Annotated in this window: 23 protein-coding genes; 7 read left to right on the plus strand and 16 right to left on the minus strand. The window is 31.4% G+C overall.

The features are described 5' to 3' along the window. Nucleotide 1: 1 nt before the first annotated feature. A complete protein-coding gene (locus ACODH8_RS05945; RefSeq protein ID WP_332466370.1) occupies nucleotides 2–562 on the minus strand; it encodes an SGNH/GDSL hydrolase family protein in 561 nt (186 codons plus the stop codon). 203 nt (nucleotides 563–765) lie between these two features. Here ACODH8_RS05945 and coaA point away from each other — a divergent pair, with 203 nt between their 5' ends. Next, entirely contained in the window at nucleotides 766–1689 is a 924-nt protein-coding gene (gene coaA, locus ACODH8_RS05950) for a type I pantothenate kinase (RefSeq protein ID WP_332466371.1), read from the plus strand. A gap of 61 nt (nucleotides 1690–1750) precedes the next feature. Beyond that, nucleotides 1751–3280: a glutamine-hydrolyzing GMP synthase gene (guaA, locus tag ACODH8_RS05955; RefSeq protein WP_420503961.1), complete on the plus strand. Its 1530-nt coding sequence runs from the start codon at nucleotides 1751–1753 to the stop codon at nucleotides 3278–3280. A 148-nt stretch (nucleotides 3281–3428) separates the two neighbouring features. On the opposite strand, the gene ACODH8_RS05960 is transcribed toward guaA, so the two are convergent. The 5 genes from ACODH8_RS05960 to ACODH8_RS05980 form a co-directional block, all read right to left on the minus strand. Beyond that, complete coding sequence (locus ACODH8_RS05960; protein WP_420517622.1) at nucleotides 3429–3866, minus strand: hypothetical protein; 438 nt, start codon at nucleotides 3864–3866, stop codon at nucleotides 3429–3431. A gap of 32 nt (nucleotides 3867–3898) precedes the next feature. Continuing rightward, the gene (locus ACODH8_RS05965; protein WP_420517623.1) at nucleotides 3899–5299 is read right to left on the minus strand and encodes a hypothetical protein; all 1401 of its coding nucleotides are present in this window, start codon (nucleotides 5297–5299) and stop codon (nucleotides 3899–3901) included. 369 nt (nucleotides 5300–5668) lie between these two features. Next, nucleotides 5669–6622, minus strand: coding sequence for a DUF4767 domain-containing protein (locus ACODH8_RS05970; RefSeq protein WP_420517624.1), 954 nt, complete (start codon nucleotides 6620–6622; stop codon nucleotides 5669–5671). Nucleotides 6623–6667: 45 nt separating this feature from the next. Continuing rightward, nucleotides 6668–7321, minus strand: a complete 654-nt coding sequence (locus tag ACODH8_RS05975; RefSeq protein WP_420517626.1) for a hypothetical protein — start codon at nucleotides 7319–7321, stop codon at nucleotides 6668–6670. Nucleotides 7322–7382: 61 nt separating this feature from the next. Further along, the gene (locus tag ACODH8_RS05980) at nucleotides 7383–7595 is read right to left on the minus strand and encodes a helix-turn-helix transcriptional regulator (RefSeq protein ID WP_420517628.1); all 213 of its coding nucleotides are present in this window, start codon (nucleotides 7593–7595) and stop codon (nucleotides 7383–7385) included. A gap of 129 nt (nucleotides 7596–7724) precedes the next feature. On the opposite strand from ACODH8_RS05980, the gene ACODH8_RS05985 reads away from it, so the two are divergent. Beyond that, on the plus strand, nucleotides 7725–8060 hold the full coding sequence (locus ACODH8_RS05985; protein ID WP_420517630.1) for a helix-turn-helix domain-containing protein: 336 nt from the start codon (nucleotides 7725–7727) through the stop codon (nucleotides 8058–8060). A gap of 37 nt (nucleotides 8061–8097) precedes the next feature. Here ACODH8_RS05985 and ACODH8_RS05990 read toward each other — a convergent pair whose 3' ends face one another. Next, nucleotides 8098–9507 carry a DNA primase gene (locus ACODH8_RS05990; RefSeq protein ID WP_420517631.1) on the minus strand — a complete coding sequence of 470 codons (1410 nt, stop codon included), beginning with the start codon at nucleotides 9505–9507 and terminating at the stop codon, nucleotides 8098–8100. 80 nt (nucleotides 9508–9587) lie between these two features. After that, on the minus strand, nucleotides 9588–9875 hold the full coding sequence (locus ACODH8_RS05995; RefSeq protein WP_420517632.1) for a helix-turn-helix domain-containing protein: 288 nt from the start codon (nucleotides 9873–9875) through the stop codon (nucleotides 9588–9590). 184 nt (nucleotides 9876–10059) lie between these two features. Here ACODH8_RS05995 and ACODH8_RS06000 point away from each other — a divergent pair, with 184 nt between their 5' ends. Both ACODH8_RS06000 and ACODH8_RS06005 read left to right on the plus strand, forming a co-directional pair. After that, nucleotides 10060–10641, plus strand: a complete 582-nt coding sequence (locus ACODH8_RS06000) for a helix-turn-helix domain-containing protein (RefSeq protein WP_420517633.1) — start codon at nucleotides 10060–10062, stop codon at nucleotides 10639–10641. A gap of 125 nt (nucleotides 10642–10766) precedes the next feature. Next, nucleotides 10767–11933, plus strand: coding sequence for a tyrosine-type recombinase/integrase (locus ACODH8_RS06005; RefSeq protein WP_420517634.1), 1167 nt, complete (start codon nucleotides 10767–10769; stop codon nucleotides 11931–11933). Nucleotides 11934–12183: 250 nt separating this feature from the next. Here the strand turns inward: ACODH8_RS06005 and ACODH8_RS06010 are convergent, their stop codons facing one another. The 8 genes from ACODH8_RS06010 to ACODH8_RS06045 all read right to left on the minus strand — a co-directional run bounded on the left by ACODH8_RS06010 (nucleotide 12184) and on the right by ACODH8_RS06045 (nucleotide 17369). Continuing rightward, entirely contained in the window at nucleotides 12184–12360 is a 177-nt protein-coding gene (locus ACODH8_RS06010) for a hypothetical protein (protein WP_332466373.1), read from the minus strand. A 61-nt stretch (nucleotides 12361–12421) separates the two neighbouring features. Further along, nucleotides 12422–12823 (minus strand): arsenate reductase (thioredoxin), encoded by a 402-nt coding sequence (arsC, locus tag ACODH8_RS06015; RefSeq protein ID WP_332466457.1) that lies wholly within the window; start codon nucleotides 12821–12823, stop codon nucleotides 12422–12424. Further along, nucleotides 12823–13881: an ACR3 family arsenite efflux transporter gene (gene arsB / locus ACODH8_RS06020; RefSeq protein ID WP_332466374.1), complete on the minus strand. Its 1059-nt coding sequence runs from the start codon at nucleotides 13879–13881 to the stop codon at nucleotides 12823–12825. The genes arsC and arsB overlap by 1 nt, the downstream gene beginning before the upstream one ends. A 65-nt stretch (nucleotides 13882–13946) precedes the next feature. After that, the gene (arsA, locus tag ACODH8_RS06025) at nucleotides 13947–15668 is read right to left on the minus strand and encodes an arsenical pump-driving ATPase (protein WP_332466375.1); all 1722 of its coding nucleotides are present in this window, start codon (nucleotides 15666–15668) and stop codon (nucleotides 13947–13949) included. Beyond that, a complete protein-coding gene (arsD, locus tag ACODH8_RS06030; protein WP_420503848.1) occupies nucleotides 15662–16021 on the minus strand; it encodes an arsenite efflux transporter metallochaperone ArsD in 360 nt (119 codons plus the stop codon). Before arsD ends, arsA begins: the two co-directional genes overlap by 7 nt. Beyond that, entirely contained in the window at nucleotides 16018–16353 is a 336-nt protein-coding gene (locus ACODH8_RS06035) for a metalloregulator ArsR/SmtB family transcription factor (protein WP_332466376.1), read from the minus strand. The genes arsD and ACODH8_RS06035 overlap by 4 nt, the downstream gene beginning before the upstream one ends. Continuing rightward, nucleotides 16350–16514: a hypothetical protein gene (locus ACODH8_RS06040; RefSeq protein ID WP_332466377.1), complete on the minus strand. Its 165-nt coding sequence runs from the start codon at nucleotides 16512–16514 to the stop codon at nucleotides 16350–16352. Before ACODH8_RS06040 ends, ACODH8_RS06035 begins: the two co-directional genes overlap by 4 nt. A 543-nt stretch (nucleotides 16515–17057) precedes the next feature. Next, nucleotides 17058–17369, minus strand: coding sequence for a hypothetical protein (locus ACODH8_RS06045; protein WP_332466378.1), 312 nt, complete (start codon nucleotides 17367–17369; stop codon nucleotides 17058–17060). Nucleotides 17370–17645: 276 nt separating this feature from the next. On the opposite strand from ACODH8_RS06045, the gene ACODH8_RS06050 reads away from it, so the two are divergent. Both ACODH8_RS06050 and ACODH8_RS06055 read left to right on the plus strand, forming a co-directional pair. Then, complete coding sequence (locus ACODH8_RS06050) at nucleotides 17646–18347, plus strand: hypothetical protein (protein WP_332466379.1); 702 nt, start codon at nucleotides 17646–17648, stop codon at nucleotides 18345–18347. Nucleotides 18348–18467: 120 nt separating this feature from the next. After that, on the plus strand, nucleotides 18468–18803 hold the full coding sequence (locus tag ACODH8_RS06055; protein WP_332466380.1) for a MazG nucleotide pyrophosphohydrolase domain-containing protein: 336 nt from the start codon (nucleotides 18468–18470) through the stop codon (nucleotides 18801–18803). Nucleotides 18804–18862: the final 59 nt, after the last annotated feature.

Genomic DNA, 18862 nt, shown 5'->3' on the forward strand with positions numbered 1-18862 from the left:
GTTATCCTTCTTTCTTTTTGATTTCTTGATTAATTAATTGGCCTAATAACTGATAACCTTTTCTTGAAAAATGAAGGCCGTCTTCTTGTAAGTAAGACAAAGACTCTTGTTTCAACATACTCTCTAATACATCAACATAAGTGATTTTGTTTGATTCAGCAATTCTTCTAACTGCCTCATTATAAGCCGTAATGCTTTCTAAAGATCTTTCGTTACTATAAATACGTTGGTCTGCATATGGCGGACCTAGTAATATCACTTTAGAATAGCCAATTTGATTCACTATTTCTTTTAAATTAATAACATATTCTTCTATATTAATACCGATTACATTTGACACATCATTAGCCCCGAAAAAAACAACGACTAAATCAGGTTGATATTTTAAAACGTGAGCGTCTAATCGACTTAAAGCACCGTGAGTAGTATCTCCAGGAATTCCCGCATTAATGACCTCGCTATCAGGGTAAACTGCTTCTATTTCCTCATTTAACCTGAAGTCTGTTACGCCATCTTCGTAACCAGCTGTAATACTATCTCCAAAAAGAATTATTTTTAGCATAATTAACACCTCTTGTTTCAATCTAATGGCCTGTTTATGATATAATCATGAAGACTTTAACATCATAGCATGAATTAAGGAGTTGTAAACATGTTTATCCCAAATCAAAATCAATCAAAAAGCAAAGATTCATGTTCAGACTACTGGTTTACATCTTCTGCTATTAGTAGCATACCACAGGAATCTTATTTAGGAGTTTAACTATGACTGAAAAAACAAACTACTATCATTTGACTCGTGATGAGTGGCAAAGTTTTTATCGAAACGGTATTGCCCCATTGACTGATACGGAGTTACAACAGATAAAAAGTTTTAACGACCGAATATCATTACAGGATGTACAAGACATATACATCCCCTTAACTCATTTGATTCATATCTATATGAAAGAATATGAATCACTACACCTAAGCAAAGGTATGTTCATGCAACAATTCGTACCTCCTGCGCCCTTTATTATTGGTGTAGCTGGAAGTGTAGCTGTAGGAAAAAGCACTACTTCTCGCTTACTTCAAATGATGCTTTCAAGAACCTTTAAAAGACGTAACGTTCAACTTATTACCACAGATGGTTTTTTATATCCAACTGCTGAATTAGAAGAACGTGGCATTTTAGATAAAAAGGGGTTTCCTGAAAGTTATGACATGGAATTATTATTAGATTTTCTTAATGCTGTTAAAAATGGTAAAGATAATTTACAAATTCCACGATATTCACATGAAATTTATGATATTATCCCTGGAGAGTTCGAAGAAATTACTCAACCAGATATATTAATTGTCGAAGGTATCAACGTTTTACAGCTACCTGCAAACCAACAAATCTATATTAGTGACTTTTTTGACTTCTCTGTTTTTGTGGATGCTGAACCAGATTTAATTGAATCTTGGTACTTAGAACGCTTTGAAGCATTATTAGACCTTGCAAAAGACGACAAAACTAATTATTATTATGAATATGCGAATGGACCTAGAGAAGACGCTTTAGCTTTTGCACGTCAAGTATGGAGAGACGTTAACCTTAAAAATTTAACAGAATTCATCTTGCCAACCAAAAGCCGAGCCGACGTGGTTTTACATAAAACTGTCAATCACACGATTGATGAAATCTCTTTAAGGAAGTTCTAGTAACACAAATAAAAAGAAAGATAGGGTGAAGCAAGTGACAAACACGTCAGATTTTAAAGACATGGAAAAAATCATTGTATTGGATTTTGGTAGCCAATATAACCAGTTAATTACACGCCGCATTAGAGAATTTGGAGTATTCTCTGAATTAATGAGCCACAAGATTACTGTGGAAGAAATTAAGGAAATAGCTCCAAAAGGAATTATTTTCTCTGGTGGCCCAAACAGTGTATATGACGAAGAAAGTTTCTCGATTGACCCTGAAATTTTTGAATTAGGTATCCCAATTTTAGGTATCTGTTACGGTATGCAATTAATGACTCACAAATTAGGTGGAGTTGTTAAAAGCGCTGGAGCTCCTGAATACGGAAAAGCGATGTTAGATATTTCTAACGCATCAACAAAATTATTTAACGGATTACCTGAACACCATCAAGTATGGATGAGTCATGGTGATTTAGTAACAGAAGTTCCAGAAGGATTTGAAGTAGTGGCAACAAGTGCTAACTGCCCTATCTCAGCAATGGAAAACCATGAAAAAGGTTTATACGCTGTTCAATTCCACCCAGAAGTTCGTCATTCTGAGCATGGTAACGACGTTTTACGTCACTTTGCTTTTGATATCTGTGGCGCTAAAGGTGACTGGTCAATGGAAAGCTTTATTGAAGTTGAAATCAACAAAATCCGTGAACAAGTTGGAGATAAAAAAGTTCTTTTAGCTCTTTCTGGTGGTGTGGATTCAAGTGTTGTTGGAGTTCTTCTACAAAAAGCAATCGGCGACCAATTAACATGTATCTTTGTTGACCATGGTTTACTACGTAAAGATGAAGGCGATCAAGTAATGGATAGCTTATCTGGAAAATTCGGCTTAAACATTATCCGTGTGAATGCTAAAAAACGTTTCTTAGATAAATTAGCTGGCGTTTCTGATCCAGAAACAAAACGTAAAATCATTGGTAACGAATTTATCTACTTATTTGATGATGAAGCTGCTAAATTAGACGGAATTGACTTCTTAGCTCAAGGAACTCTATACACAGACGTTATCGAAAGTGGAACTGATACTGCTGAAGTGATTAAATCACATCACAACGTTGGTGGTTTACCAGATGATATGGAATTCGAATTAATCGAACCATTAAACACATTATTTAAAGACGAAGTACGTGCATTAGGTATTGAATTAGGAATGCCTGAAGCATTAGTATGGCGTCAACCATTCCCAGGCCCTGGATTAGGTATCCGTGTTCTTGGTGAAATTACAGAAGAAAAATTAGAAATCGTTCGCGAAAGTGACGCGATTTTACGTGAAGAAATTGCTAACGCTGGTCTTGACCGCGATATCTGGCAATACTTTACAGTTCTTCCTGGCATCCGTTCAGTTGGTGTTATGGGAGACGGTCGTACTTATGACTACACAGTTGGTATCCGTGCCATTACATCTATTGATGGAATGACTGCTGACTTCGCTCGTATTGATTGGGACTTATTACAAAAAATCTCAGTTCGTATCGTAAACGAAGTAGCCCACGTTAACCGTATCGTGTATGACATTACGAGTAAGCCACCAGCAACTGTTGAGTGGGAATAAACCTTTTAATATCAAGGATTCTCATTCATTCTCAATGGTGCTATAAATCAATAGTTTTCGTAATAAATCATATCAATAATTATCATTTGTTATCAAAATATGGCATTTAGATGGCATTAACATTGGGAGCATAAAAAGAGAGCTAACCTTAGTGGTCGGCTCCTTTTTGTTGCTTCCATTCTTTAATTTGTTCTATATCACTTTGCATAGGAAACATTGGTGCAGTATTTGGTACATATACTCCTTCAGAAATCGCTTGTTTTATATGTAACCTAACTTCATCATAACCTTCAATGTGCAATCTCTTTATCATTTCCAAAACTTCTTTATCATCCGAAAAATCCTTCAAATCAATTTCTTCTAAAAAAGTCATTAAACCATCCTGACCTACATAATTTTTTAACAAACTATAAGAAACTGTCACATTTTCTGTATCTGACAACCTATCTTTATCATATGAACAACATTCGTTATTATGTACTAAATGTAAATCATATCTTTCATGGTTTCTTGTATTTTTCCACTCTAAAATTCCATCTTTTACATCTACAATATCACTTTTACAGCTATCGCAACTCCATACCATTTTATATCACATCCTATATATAGTTTTATATACTATCTTTCTGTATCTTCATTATTTTTTTGAGGTAATTTTTGCTTTTTTACATCTTTTTCAATTCTGTTTGTCTCTACCATATCTTGTAAATCAAATACCGTTGTTTGTTTTGCTAAAATGTCTGTATAGTTCTTAATTCCAGTTATTGCGTTTACTCTCTTCATAAGTGATTCATGTGCTGACATTTGTTTTGCTAAAATGTCTGTATAGTTCTTAATTCCAGTTGTTGCGTTTACTCTCTTCATAAGTGATTCATGTGCTGACATTTGTTTTGCTAGAATATCTGTATAGTTCTTAATTCCAGTTGTTGTATTTACTCTCTTCATAAGTGATTCATGTGCTGACATTTGTTTTGCTAAAATATCTGTATAGTTCTTAATTCCAGTTGTTGCGTTTACTCTCTTCATAAGTGATTCATGTGCTGACATTTGTTTTGCTAAAATGTCTGTATAGTTCTTAATTCCAGTTGTATTTAACCTATTATCAATATAACCTTCAAAATCATCTGCCATGTCATTTAATTCTTCACTATCTATTCCACCCGAAAGTATTTTTTTAAATGCTGACTCTAATAAGTTTATATATATTTTTAATTTTTTCTGTAATTCTTGATACACGAGTTCAGTTATTTCTTTATTATGACTTACACTATTCCTACCTTCTCTAATTAATTTCATATCTAATTGAATCTCTTCTAATTTGATATCAACATACTGATTAAAAATATCCTCCCATAGAGAATGAGGTTTGGATAGCGTATATGTTCCCTCAGAAAAAAAGTCTATCAATTCATTAGAGTTATATTCTTTAAACCTAAAAACTTCTTCTCCATCATCTCCTGATATTTTTACATAATTTTCACCAAATAAATACTCTTCAATATCATATAAATCCAATGATTGTAGTAAATTTTTAGAATCATATTCACCTTTTTGTTTCTTTTTAATAGTACTTATTATCTGCTTAGGTACAGATTTTTCTACCCAATCATCTGAAAAATATGCAGGAGCGACCAAGTAAATTAGCTTTCTCATAGACCACTCATAATTATGTAAGTAGGGTAATAGCTTCTTTGAAAAAAATAATGAATTAGTATCTAATAGAGTTGTATGGTTTATTCCTGATTTACTAACTTCAATATTTATTTTTTCTAAAACTCTTTGAAAGATTCGTACTTCTTTAATTCCAATTTGCCCTACTTTATTATATATAAAAATAACATTCAACGAATTGCCATATGTCACCATTTCGCACTGAAACACTAAGTTCTCCCACTCAAAATCACTTTGAAATTGAGAATCATTTGAAAACTTTGACATAATACCTCGGAATACTTCTTCGATATTTTCTATAGTTCCTTTTTTAGCATAGTATAGATATTCAACCATTTGCTTTCCCACAAACACACCTCTCATCTCTAATTATATAAAATAGACATAAAAACTTGCGTATCCCAATTATACATACTCTTTTCAATAATATCTATACATGAAATATTTGCAGGTCTGTTACAGATAATTTTTCCCCACTGTTTTGTAAGGTATTTCAGATATTTTAGTCTTAAAAGTAGCTTTTAATGGATGGATAGTTGAAACACACAAAACTTATTATACCAACATCTATATAGCTTTGTTTCAGATAAGTTTCAGATACAAAATTTTTTATCCTTTTGCAATTGACAGAAAAAGAATACCCCAAGTAAAGCCTTATAGCTTTAAATGAGGTACCCTTATATACGATTCCGCAGTAACGGGGTGGGGTTATCTTATTTATTCTATTCCTTGTACAATTCTTCCGAACGTATGGTTTGCCTGAGTATACTCTCCATCGACAACTGTTAAACTATACTCTGAAATATTAGGCTCTTTAACTTTAATCGGGAGTCCTGTTCCTACTTCAGTCTTTATTTTACCACTTAATACAGTGGCATGGTCTATCACTGCTTTAATTGATTCTTTATCATTTGGAACCTGTTCATTGAGGTAGTACGTCACACCTTCGTTATCTTGTAAAATATATCCCTCAAAAGGCAATTCGTCAGTAAAATGATTGCTTACAAAGTCTTTTAATATATTATCGTTATTTGCCTGATTTTCTACAGGCGTTTTTACTTTATATCCAATAATATCAGCAAAACCTTTACTCAAATTACCATCCTCTAATGGACTAAAATACACATAGTTTGTAATTTCATTTCCTTGACTCTGAGAAGACATTAATACTTCAGGTGTTCCATCAGGGAGTAATGTAAAGAAATATAAATATTTTTTATCATACGGCTGATTAAAAGCATTAGAATATACTCCTACTAAGGTACGGTCTACATCATTAACTATTTTCCCATCTTCCGACCAAGCAATTGAAAATTGATTCCCTTCGATTGCACCAGCTATTTTATTGGTATCAACTAACAAATCTTTAGGCATCTCTACTCCATACCAATCTAAGTTTTCAGATGGCGTATACGATGATAATTTATGGTTATTTCCTTCTCCCCATTTAATCACAAAATCATCTAATTCCTTTTTGCTTCCTGCATTCCACTCGTTCTTAACTTCAGGATTTGAAGTTGTGTCTGTAGTATTATTTTCAATAGATTCTTTTGAAATTTTTACTGAACTTGATTTAGTAGTTTCAATAGTTTCCTTTTCCTCTGTAACGTTTTTACAACCAGTAAAAACAAAAAGAACTAAAAACATCATCATTAAATTACTTTTCTTCATCTCACTTCACTTCTCCTTATTGAAAGATACATATAACCCAGTACTTTAATAGTAAAGAATATCATCTTCTTCTAAAATATCATTTATTTGGCTATCTATCTTTTCGATTTTCTTTTCAATTTTAAAAGAATCTCCAAAAAATTTATTTCCCTTCCTCTGAAAACCTTTAGACTGTTTTTCTATCAATTCTAATTGTTCACTTTGTAATTTCATTATTTTCTTTCCTTTTTTGTATATACCATTTGTTAAATACCAAGGAACTTTATTTTCTTTAATTTTTTTCTGAGCTTCTTTTAATTCAGTGTCTATTTCATTAAAAGATTTTTCAACCTCTTCAGAACTTTTCTCAACATACTCTGTACCTAAGTCTTCATTAAGTTGTTTATACGCTTGTCTTGTCTCAGAATCAGGGTCATCTAAATAAAATACATTGCTACTAATAACAATTGACGATTTTTCAACCAAATCAGCTGAGTTCCAGTATACTTCTCTAAATCTTGTATGAGCCCATTCTTGAGCCTTTACATCTTTGTTAGACCATGAAGGAAACATCATAAGACCAATAACAATAATTAAACTCCCTATCCCTACCTTTTTAATTTTTTCATTTTTTTCTTCAACTTCTTTGATACCACTAAAGACTTGAACTCCTCCATAAATTAGTACCACTAAACTGATTAATTTTAATATTAAAACCATACTTCTCCTCCTTGTAAATAATGATATCATACAAAAAATAATAATACTCGGTTACATAGTATTAACTAATGACATTAAATTCCTCATAAAATAATTCATCAATATCAATTTCAAGTACGTTAGAAAGTTTTTTCATTTGATGTAGTTTTGGGACAGTTCTTCCTCTCTCCCATGAACTAACAGTCTGCTGTGTTATCAATAACTTTTCAGCAATTTCAAGCTGGGTATACCCCTTCTGTTCTCTGTAATAAGCAAGCTTTCTTTTATTATTCATACATATCCTCCCAACAACATTATATACAACAATATGATGTTAAACAACACTTATAACGAGTTTTACAACTTTAGATATGTTCCGATACAACGAATTGTTGTATCCTTGATTTATTGAGGAGGTAGTTACATGAAATCTCAATCATTACAATATGCAAAAGTTATAAAAGAAAATAGAAAAAAATTAGGTTGGTCTCAAAAACAACTAGCTGAAAAAATCCATACTTCTCAGCAAGCAATTGCACGCTGGGAGCAAGGAATAACCGAGCCTAGAACTGAGAACTTAAACCTGCTCTCAAAAGCTCTTGGAGTCCCTCTAAGCCACTTTATAGATAGAGATACATATTATAAAGACAGTGATTTTAATGCCCTGTACGGCTCTTTATCTGATGATGATAAAGAAAAAACATTAGACTATATGACTCTTCTAAAAAGGCAAGAAATAGAAAGAAATGAGTTCAAATAAAGACACCTATCGTAAGCAAATAAGTGTCTTTATTCGTTTATTTAAATGTGTATACTACATTGGTCTGTATATCAGGATTTAAGTCTTTTATAACCTGATATAATTCAAGTTCATCATCACTACTATAGGTCACTGTTTTAGCATCAACATTCGACGGTTCTTCTATTAATACCTTATAGAAATTTGGTGCACACCTATTGTCACTTATATAATGACCTGATTGAACGATTTCAACAAGTCCCATCTGTTCAAGTTCTCTAATATTTTTAATACTTCGTCCCGCATTCTTATCATTTCCCATCTCACCAAGTTTTTCATGAGTAACAAAAAATTCACCATTATCTTTTGCATACATTTTAGAAACTCTCACTAAGCTAAACAAAAGTTTTCTTAAATGTCTTGGCTTAACATCCATAATCTTATCCATTTCCTGTTGATTGAATGTAATTTCTTTAGCTTTCAGGCTCATTCCATAATCTTTTTCATAAACTAACTGAACAACCCTTTTAGTTTCACTAGCTAACGTTGACATTGTCCACTTTCTATCTAAATAGCCCCTAGTTTCTACATTATTAAACGTATTTTCTAACACCTTGATTACTATATCAAATGCATCTTCTGAATTATGTCCTTGGTTTTTTAGTACTCTCGAAGCATTAAAAGTAAAATCATTACGGCTATTAGATTTTAATAAATGTCCTGCATTTAAGATATTTACTACATTATGCTGAATTTCTTTTCCTTTACCATTGACTTGAAATTCAGTGTTATTGGTTTGATTATTTATTTTTTTTATAGTTATTGAAGAATATTTCTCTTCAACTCCATCTAAGATATTCTCCTTAAATTCTTCCAATGATTGAGGTACTATATTTAAAAAATAGTCCTCTGATAAAGGTTCTAACGTTTGATTGTTTACATAGTAGCATGAATTACCTGTAGCGAGATGAACACCTAAGGGTAATTTAACGCCCATTCCTGTAGTTGGTCTTCTTTCAATTCTTTTAGGAGTTTCCCTTAATTCGTGTAAAACCTCATAATAAAATGGTTCTAGTTCTTTCTCAGATATCACATTATCAAAATATAAATCAACATGATAACCTTTTAACCCTGAATACCAAACATGAATATCTTTTAGCGGTATTCCGTAGTAGTTCCTTAATTTGTTTACCAAAGATAGAGTTGTTAGTCTTCTATCAGTTTCATCCATAATATCAACATCAAAGGTAAAGAATTTTGTTAGACCTCCCTTACCTAGCTTAACACCTATAGTGTTTCCATGAACCAAATGCTCTTCAATTTGCCATGGAGCTAATACCATTCCTGTCATCGTTATAAAAGTACTTCCACTTTCTGTTTTCACCTGTTTTAGATACTGTCGTCTATATGTAATGAACAATGTATCCATCTGTTTTATTAGTTTATTAACTGTTACTTCTCTATCCATCTCTATATACCCTCCTATAATTTACACTAAGTTTCTCTACTCTCTTATGTTAAAAAGAAAAATAGATATTACTAAGACATTTAGATACTATGACTTAGCATAAAACTATCTATATCAGATTTAGCAATACGTTTAATACCTTCAATTTGCATAACTGGTAATCCATAGTCATCAATATATTTTGACAGTGTATTTCTAGATACATCAATGTATTTACACGCTAAACCTATAGTCATGTATTCAGGATAAGGTTGATTAGAACTAGATAAGTTTTCAATAACAGCTACTAAGCTCGAGAATTTCTCATCTATTAGTTCACTGATAGCATTTTTAAAGATACTATCAAGATTAGTCATTTGATTGTTCATGATTATTGTCCTCCTTATGTATTTAACCTGACGGTTATCATATTTATCATCTCCTCTTTAATTAATAAACCAATAGTAACATATATTCGCATTTTTGTCTACTATAAGTAAACAAATAAAAACAATGTTGACTTATAGTCAACTATATGGTAAAGTAGTATGTATAGAAGGAGTTGATTAAAATATGAAGTTCGGATTCGCAATTAAACACTTTAGAAAGATTAAACCAAAATATACACAAGCTGACCTTGCTGAAGCAATAGGAGTTGACCGTTCTTATATTGGTGGACTAGAAACAGATAAACGTACACCTTCTTTATCAACACTAATAAAGATTGCTGATAATTTAGACGTTTCACTGAGAACTTTAATTAATTTATCCATGTACCAAGAACTGTATGAAAAATATACTATTGAATCTAACAATACTAGAAAAATACTATCAGATGAAGAAATCGATTCTATCGGTTCAGCTGAAGCATTTGCATTTAGAGATGTTTACAATGAAACAGATAAAACAAATTTATATAATCATCTAGGTGATTTTTTAGATAAGATTGAACTACGAACAAGACAATATGAATCATGTTCAACAGCAACACACTCTGTAGAAAAAACTAATATAACTTCTAACGAAGTTGATGTTTCGACAATCATTAACGTAGGTATCAATAAGGAGAAAAATATCTTATTTAAAAAACAACAATTAACAGACGGACAATTGCTAGGTTTAAATCAATACTTGAATGCGATTACAAAACAATAAAAATGGAGGTGTTAGAGATGGAGCAATGTTAAATTCACCATCTAAAAAAACAATAATTTAATTTACAACTTCTAATATTGCTCCCAATGGGTAATGCCTATTGACCAATAATAGGAGGCTACAACATGGCAAAAATTACAAAATACACTGATAAAAAAGGGAATACAGCTTACAAATTCCAAATATACCTAGGAATTAATCCTTTAACTGGGAAACCTCAAAAAACAACACGTTCAGGGTTTAGAACACAAAAAGAAGCAACTTTAATGTATTCGAAATTAAAGTTAAAAGCTGAACAAGGCTTATTAACAAAACCAAAAGAAGTACCTACATTCAAAACTCTTTATGAAAGTTGGTTCGAAACTCACAAATTGTCAATAAAACCTAATACACAAGATTCGATTGAGACTATTTTTAGAGTTCGTATTTTACCTCATTTTGGACACTTTAAAGTTGATAAAATAACGCCTATAATGTGTCAAAAAGTTCTTAATAGTTGGGCTATGAAATATCGCTCTTATAATGAAAACAAAATACGTTTTGATATGGTTATGAACTATGGTATTAAGATGGGATATTTAGACATTAACCCCATGAGTAGGGTCGATGTACCTAAGTCACAAGTTCCTGCTCTTGAAAAAACTGGAAACTTCCTCACAAAAGAAGAGCTAGAGCAGTATTTAATACATTTTAAAGAAGAATGTGATACAAAAATGTTTACCTTTTTTAGAGTTATTAGTTTTACTGGGATAAGAAAAGGTGAAGCATTAGCTTTGACTTGGGAAGATATTGATTTTAACAATGGAACTATGAGGATTGAAAAAACAGCATATTATAATGCGGGAAAAAGAAGATATAATGTTGATACACCTAAAACTTCAAGTTCAGTACGAACAATTAAGCTTGATGAACCTACTATAAGCATCTTAAAAGCTTGGAAGATAGAGCAAAGAGAAATATTATTGGCTTCAGGTATAAGAGTGGATAGTCCAAAAAAATTTCTAGTATTCCCTAAAATGACTCCTCAAAGAGAACTAGAATATTTGAACAACAGCACCCCTAATAGAATATTGGATAGAATTATAAAAAAATATAATCTTACTCCTATTACGGTGCATGGATTCAGACATACTCATGCAACTTTATTAGCTGAAGCAGGTGTTTCACCTAATGCTACTAAGCAAAGATTAGGACATGAAAAAATAGAAACAACATTAGGTATATACACTCATGTTACACCTGATATGCAAACTGGAGCAGTTCAACAATTACAAAATCATGTTAATTTCTAGTATTTGGCATTAATAATGGCATTTTTATTAGTGACTACACCTAATCAATATCTGTAAATCGCTTTATTACCAAGGGTTACAAGTACTAATTAAAAATATAGCAACATTTGAGTGGGAATAAAATTAAAATTCTTAAAAAACTTCTTTAAGCATTACTACATGCTTAAAGAAGTTTTTTCTTATGCTATTATTTCTCAATCAAAAAAGACCACAACTCATCGAAACAAGTTGTGGCAATTCTATTTAAGTATTAAACAACATCTTCTGCTAATTTACTATTCAAGATCGATTTTGCAATAAAGTAACTTATTACTGTAGGTACTAAGGCAACAGCTATATCTTTAAATATAACAGTTAGTATCAATTGAACCATAGCGGCTATAAACAACGACCAAACAAACACTTTATCAGATTTGAACACTTTCATCTCTGTACCTCCTGTTATGCTTCTCTTTATAGTATAGCATAATCAAAAACACAAGCTTGAACTAAATTAATTTAATTCTCTTTTGAATCTCTTCTCTTGTCTCTCTAAACATAGTCATGATTTCTTCTTCTGTACCAGTTGCTTTTGCAGGATCTTCTAATCCCCAATGTTGATGCTCTACTGTTTTTGGAATGACTGGGCAATTATCTAACGCATCACCACATAACGTGATGACTAGATCAGATGAATTTAAGTAATCAATATCAATGATTTCAGACTTATTTTGACTAATATCAATATGTATTTCATTCATTATTTTTACAGCTCTTGGATTAATCCCATGAGCTTCAATCCCTGCACTTCTAACTTCCCACTCATCAGAGTTTAAAATTGATTTGGCTAATCCAGCTGCAATTTGACTACGACATGAATTGCCTGTACACAAGAAATAGATTTTTTTCATCATAGCGATAACTCCTTTTGATTAAAATATTTGTTTTTCCATCTTAAAGCTAGATTAACTAATGCAATTAATACAGGCACCTCTACTAACGGTCCAATAACAGCCGCAAAAGCTTCCCCCGAATTAATACCAAATACACCAACGGCTACAGCAATAGCTAACTCAAAGTTATTACTAGCTGCTGTAAATGAAAGTGACGTTGCAACAGGGTAACTTGTTCCCATCTTCTTAGATAGTAAGAATGAGACAAAGAACATTAAAACGAAATAGATTAATAAAGGAATAGCAATTCTAACAGCATCCATTGGTAATTCTATAATCTTATCTCCTTTTACAGAGAACATTGTAACGATAGTAAATAGTAAAGCAATTAGTGTAATTGGACTAATTTTAGGGATAAAGACATTTTCATACCAATCTTCACCTTTTATTTTAGTTAAAATGACATGAGTTAAAAATCCAGCTATGAAAGGAATCCCTAAATAAAAGAAAACACTCTTAGCAATCTCACCCATTGTGATGTTTAACGTATGAGCTTCTAAGCCAATTGCTTTAGGCAATACTGTTAAAAAGATATAAGCAAAGATTGGATAGAAAAAGATTTGGAAAATCGAGTTGAAAGCAACTAAACCAGCTGTATACTCATTATCTCCTTGAGCTAGTTCACTCCAAACAATCACCATTGCAATACAACGAGCTAAACCAATCATAATTAGACCAGCCATATATTCAGGGTAATCTTTTAAGAAAACAACGGCTAAAACAAACATTAAAATAGGACCAATCACCCAGTTTTGAAATAAAGATAATAATAGCACTTTCCAGTCTTTAAAAACGCGACCGATTTCTTTGTATTTTACTTTAGCTAGTGGTGGGTACATCATTAAGATTAATCCGATTGCTAAAGGAATATTAGTTGTTCCGTAAGACATATTGTCCATTGCTTTTGGTACTCCAGGGAATAAATAACCAATCCCAACTCCAACAGCCATTGCTAAGAAAATCCATAGGGTTAAATACCTATCTAAAATTGACATTTTTTTTGATACACTACTCATTTTGTCATTCCTCCAAATTATATTGGCCAACACATAGATGTACATCTATGTGTTGGCCAAAAAAATTATTTTTCAGCTTCCCATTGTTTTACAACAAACTTCCCATTTGATAACTCAGATACTTTATCAATCCACTCAACTTCATTCATAGCTCTTTCTTTCAAGAGTTCGTTAGTTGTGTGTGTAGCAAACATACTTTGATTGACAATCCACCAGTTATGAGCGATTTTTGCACGATCTAAATCTTTATCTAGTCGCATGGATTCATAGACTGGAGTTGTTTCAGGTAAAGTGACCATAATAACTTCAGTTTCATTATGGTTCTGAAGTCTAGGAAGTAGCTTAGTAATTGATTCTGGGACTTCTCCAGATGTTTTCTCAACTTCTTTTGCATAGTTTTGTGATGATTCTAAAAGTAAAAGTGTATGACCTGTTGGTGCTGTGTCAATAACAACTACATCATCTTGTTCTGCATAATCAACAATTTCAGCGAAACGTCTAAAGACTGCGATTTCTTGTGTACATGGAGATTTTAAATCTTCTTCTACATATGCCACTTCATCTTCACTTAAATTTTGACGAGCTTTTTCTAAGACTTCATTGGTGTAATCTTCTAGTTCTTTATCTTCATCAATATGACTAATCGAAATATTATCATTATGAGCAAATAAATGTAGATGGTCAGCAGGGTCTGTTGTCGCTAAGCGAACTTTCTTACCTCGTTGAGATAATTCATTAGCAATCTCAATAGCAATACTTGTTTTACCAACGCCACCTTTTCCCATAGTAAAAACGATTTTTGTATTTTTCTTATCTAATTCATTAATTAAAGTTGCCATTTCAGGGTAATCTTCTTTAATGACAACATTAGAAGTTCCTTTAGGTTGTTCATTATCAAGTAAAATACTTAATTTATCTAAACCAGTTACATTATACGTTCTTAATGGAATTTGATAAGTTTTAAATTGTTTTAGATGCTCTGGACGTTCTTCAATATCTTGATGTTGTTGGTTATAAATAATAGTTGAGACTTCATCATCATGTCCAAGTAAGATACCATTAATGACAAGAATTTGATTATTAATATCAAGTTCTTGTAACTCTTGTGACGCTCGACTTGCTTCAATAAAAGAAGCTTTTTGTGGTCTTGAAACTAAAATTAAGGTTGTTTTAGAACCATCACTTAATGTGTCAACGGCTTGTTTATACGTTTCTTGTTGGTCACCTAAACCTGATAATTGACCTAAACAAGAGGTTCCTGTTGTGTTTTCATCTAAGTAATTATCCCATGCAGCAGGTAATTGTAACATTCTTAGCGTATGTCCTGTTGGGGCAGTATCGAATAATACATAATCGAACTCCGTATTAACTGTTTTGTCCGTTAAAAGATTAGCAAACTCATTAAACGCTGCAATCTCAACTGTACAAGAACCAGATAATTGTTCTTCCATATTAGCCACAGCTGAATCAGGTAAAACGCCACGATAAGGACCTACAACTGACTCCATGTATTCATCAGCAGCTGTTACTGGATCAAAATTTGCTACAGAAAGATTATCTATTCCTTCTATTGGTTTATATTTATTGGATAATTCCGTATTAAAAACATCTTGTAAATTTGAAGCAGGATCAGTGCTGACTAAAAGAACTTTCTTTCCTTCTTTAGCAAATTTTACAGCAGTAGCACAAGCTGTTGTTGTTTTACCAACGCCACCTTTACCGGTAAAGAACATGTATTTAGTCAAATCAATCTCTAAAGGATTAAATAATTCAACGTCTTTTAGCATGTTCCATTACCTCCACAACAAGAATTATTGTTTGATTCTTGTGTGACAAAGATAACTCCTGTTAATTCTTCGATTTCTTTATTAGTAGGGTAACTACCTGTTTTTACAATTTTGTCATTAACTAATGTAATAGGCAGAATGTCCTTTCCTTTTTCTTGTAGTTCTTTTAAGACCTCTGCATTTTTAGTAAAATCAGCTGGGTTTGATGATAAGTTGTAGCGATTCGCTTCAAAGTTTTCTAATTTTTTTAGTGACTCAAAGACACCAGTAATTCTAAGTAAGTTTTCATCTACTGATGGCCCACAAACGCCTGTTGAGCAACATAAAGCTTCTTCAAATAATTCTAATTTCATGATATTAAACGCTCCTCTTTAGTTTCTTTATTATGTTCTTCCTGGCAAATACAATTATCTGAGTTAAAGAATAGTTGATTAAATTCTCTCATAAAATTAGTGAGAGTTTCTTGATTTAAACTATAGTAATTCCATTTACCTCTTTTACTAACGTTAACAAAACCAGCATTTTCTAATGTTTTCATGTGATGAGATAAGGTAGGTTGTGTAAAATCAAAATGCTCTAAAATATCACAGGCACACATTTCACCACAAGACAGTAGATCAATAATCTTCATTCTTTTTGGATCAGTTATTATTTTTAATTTGGCTGAATAAGCTTCATAATTCATTTCTTCACTTCTTTCTTTTTTTCTACTAGGTATAGGACAAATATAACGATAAGAATATTTATTATCAAGCCTATAGGTAAGTCAATTTTAAAGAGATAAGCAACAACAACTGACAAAAGAACTCCAAGTACTCGAGCTGTTAATCTTTGTAAGGGTGGCACAAGGTCACCTCCTTATTACAAAGTCACATATAGACGGCCATCTATTTATAAAACTAATATAGATGAACATCTATGTGTTGTCAATTGATATTATCTTTTTTTGTTTTTAGGTATGAAAAAAAGACTAACTCTTTTAGTTAGTCTTAACTACTGTATTAATAAATAGATTACTACTTATTTAGCTTTTCAACTGGGGCACAAACACCATAAACATCATACTAAGTCGTGTATTGAGATATGGTACTAAAAATTTACCCTTCATTACATTTTTTCCAAAAATTAAGAATCTCACTACTGCTTTCTTTTTCATTAATAATGTAAATGGTTTTCGCTCTTCATTTCTATATTCCAAACCATTTCTTCCCTCTAAACTAAATTTTATTCTTAATGGGAGATAACCTTTAATCACCGATATAGACATACGATAAATTTTAAAATTTACGCCATATTTTTTTAGATAAAAATAGCTTGGTTAGCAATTCCTTATCACTAACCAAGCTGTTTATTATTTTCACATTCAATTAATCATAACATTATAACTAATCACTCTATAAAAAAATTATCAACAATATTCTTAATGTCTTGCATCTTATCAAGATAAAAGTATTGAGCAGGCACTTTTATAATGGAGATACTACTCTTATTTTCTATTGGAGGAAATGGTTCTGGAACTATTAGCGCATCAACTGACTGTCCCTTTATAGATTCTTCCCAGCTAAAATTCACTTCATAGTCACTTTCAAAAGTATCCTTCAGTTTGTCCTCTAATTGTTTTTGCTTTGGTCCCATTAAACCTCCTATGTAAGTGATACTAAGTAACTGATTTGCATATAAAACAAAGGAAATTGATTTCATTAGACTCATCCTTTCTAATTATTTAAAATAACACACTTTTCATTATATCGCTCATTAGATTTTATTAACGAATAATTTAAAATACATTTATATTCATTTTGACAACTAACAGGTTCCTATATTTTCAATAAAACTCACTTTACTGGTTGTAGTTCAGATAAAAAAACTAAAGATTATGTATCAGAAATAATTTTTAGTATCTATCATCAAAGAACGAAATCTTGTATACTCAAATTCGTAATAGATTTCAATTAAAAATAAGATAGGAAAAAATTTATGGAAATAACATATACTCAAGAAGATTATAGAGAAATCAATTTTGTTAACACTCCTGAAAGATATAAATTTTATTTCAGAAGATCTGGTGAATATCAGGAAGAATACTTAATTTATTTACTGAATCAAATATTTCATTATTCAAAAATCGAAAAAGGAATCGTTATCGAAAACAATATAAATATAACTATTCGTGATATTTCTGCGCCAATTAACCAAGATGATTATTTTGACTATTTTAGTGATGAAATTGTATTTTTCTTTAATGATGATGACATCATCTTAAAATACAATGTAGAGGATGATTTTTTTATTTTAGGCGTTAAAGACACAGTCGAAAGTGATTTTTCACTCTCTATGGAACAAATTGGTTTTTTAACTATTTCAGACTTTATTAAATTAGAAAACTATTTTTTAAAAGAAACTGACAAAGAAAAAGTAACTTATCTATACGGTGTTGTGCCTCATAAATATTATGAGAAAAAAATAACAACATTGAACGAGATGACAAAAGGTATAATAGCTATTATTAGCATCTTCTTATCATTAGCAATAATGATATCATTACCTTTTTTCGATGATAATTCTGACGTTTCTATCCTAGAGACATTTGTCTTGATGTGTATATTTTTAATGATATTTGGGCTATTATTTTTTATTGTCAAAACAATAAAAGGCAAATATTTCAAAAAAAAGGATTAAGACTTTAAAGAGAGGAGCCTTCAGAATAATTCTGAAGGCTTTTTAATCTATATAGTATTCATACAACTTATTTAGATTAGATGATACAATATTAAATAAAAGTAAGAAAAGAGGTTTATCATGGATAACCTAACAGTTAAACAATTACAACATTATTTAGAACAAAAATACAAAGAGACAGGTGTAACAGAAAGTCTCTTTATGAAGTTAGTTGAAGAAATAGGTGAAGTTGCAGAAGTTCTTAATCAAATTCAAGGTCGAAAAAAGAAAACATCTGATAACTCTCTGGCCGATGAATTAGCTGATGTCATTCATTATACATTTGCTATCGCTGCTCTTAATCATATCGATTTAGAAACAGCTATCTTTGAAAAAGATAAAAAAGGTTCCCTCAAATATAAACAATCTCCGAATCTATCAGAATATTTGAGTAAGAACTCGGTAAAACAAGCCTAGTCACTACTAGAAATACAAGTATTTATATGTCATATTAGTACTATAAAAGGAGGAGTTTT

The sequence above is a fragment of the Vagococcus fluvialis genome (assembly GCF_048815235.1).
Lineage (GTDB): Bacteria > Bacillota > Bacilli > Lactobacillales > Vagococcaceae > Vagococcus.

What these genes read in the sequence shown, in the direction of transcription:
- ACODH8_RS05945 (WP_332466370.1), bottom strand. Translation starts at nt 562, where the DNA reads ATGCTAAAAATAATTCTTTTTGGAGATAGTATTACAGCTGGTTACGAA.
- coaA (WP_332466371.1), top strand. Translation starts at nt 766, where the DNA reads ATGACTGAAAAAACAAACTACTATCATTTGACTCGTGATGAGTGGCAA.
- guaA (WP_420503961.1), top strand. Translation starts at nt 1,751, where the DNA reads ATGGAAAAAATCATTGTATTGGATTTTGGTAGCCAATATAACCAGTTA.
- ACODH8_RS05960 (WP_420517622.1), bottom strand. Translation starts at nt 3,866, where the DNA reads ATGGTATGGAGTTGCGATAGCTGTAAAAGTGATATTGTAGATGTAAAA.
- ACODH8_RS05970 (WP_420517624.1), bottom strand. Translation starts at nt 6,622, where the DNA reads ATGAAGAAAAGTAATTTAATGATGATGTTTTTAGTTCTTTTTGTTTTT.
- ACODH8_RS05975 (WP_420517626.1), bottom strand. Translation starts at nt 7,321, where the DNA reads ATGGTTTTAATATTAAAATTAATCAGTTTAGTGGTACTAATTTATGGA.
- ACODH8_RS05980 (WP_420517628.1), bottom strand. Translation starts at nt 7,595, where the DNA reads ATGAATAATAAAAGAAAGCTTGCTTATTACAGAGAACAGAAGGGGTAT.
- ACODH8_RS05985 (WP_420517630.1), top strand. Translation starts at nt 7,725, where the DNA reads ATGAAATCTCAATCATTACAATATGCAAAAGTTATAAAAGAAAATAGA.
- ACODH8_RS05990 (WP_420517631.1), bottom strand. Translation starts at nt 9,507, where the DNA reads ATGGATAGAGAAGTAACAGTTAATAAACTAATAAAACAGATGGATACA.
- ACODH8_RS05995 (WP_420517632.1), bottom strand. Translation starts at nt 9,875, where the DNA reads ATGAACAATCAAATGACTAATCTTGATAGTATCTTTAAAAATGCTATC.
- ACODH8_RS06000 (WP_420517633.1), top strand. Translation starts at nt 10,060, where the DNA reads ATGAAGTTCGGATTCGCAATTAAACACTTTAGAAAGATTAAACCAAAA.
- ACODH8_RS06005 (WP_420517634.1), top strand. Translation starts at nt 10,767, where the DNA reads ATGGCAAAAATTACAAAATACACTGATAAAAAAGGGAATACAGCTTAC.
- ACODH8_RS06010 (WP_332466373.1), bottom strand. Translation starts at nt 12,360, where the DNA reads ATGAAAGTGTTCAAATCTGATAAAGTGTTTGTTTGGTCGTTGTTTATA.
- arsC (WP_332466457.1), bottom strand. Translation starts at nt 12,823, where the DNA reads ATGAAAAAAATCTATTTCTTGTGTACAGGCAATTCATGTCGTAGTCAA.
- arsB (WP_332466374.1), bottom strand. Translation starts at nt 13,881, where the DNA reads ATGAGTAGTGTATCAAAAAAAATGTCAATTTTAGATAGGTATTTAACC.
- arsA (WP_332466375.1), bottom strand. Translation starts at nt 15,668, where the DNA reads ATGCTAAAAGACGTTGAATTATTTAATCCTTTAGAGATTGATTTGACT.
- arsD (WP_420503848.1), bottom strand. Translation starts at nt 16,021, where the DNA reads ATGAAATTAGAATTATTTGAAGAAGCTTTATGTTGCTCAACAGGCGTT.
- ACODH8_RS06035 (WP_332466376.1), bottom strand. Translation starts at nt 16,353, where the DNA reads ATGAATTATGAAGCTTATTCAGCCAAATTAAAAATAATAACTGATCCA.
- ACODH8_RS06045 (WP_332466378.1), bottom strand. Translation starts at nt 17,369, where the DNA reads ATGAAATCAATTTCCTTTGTTTTATATGCAAATCAGTTACTTAGTATC.
- ACODH8_RS06050 (WP_332466379.1), top strand. Translation starts at nt 17,646, where the DNA reads ATGGAAATAACATATACTCAAGAAGATTATAGAGAAATCAATTTTGTT.
- ACODH8_RS06055 (WP_332466380.1), top strand. Translation starts at nt 18,468, where the DNA reads ATGGATAACCTAACAGTTAAACAATTACAACATTATTTAGAACAAAAA.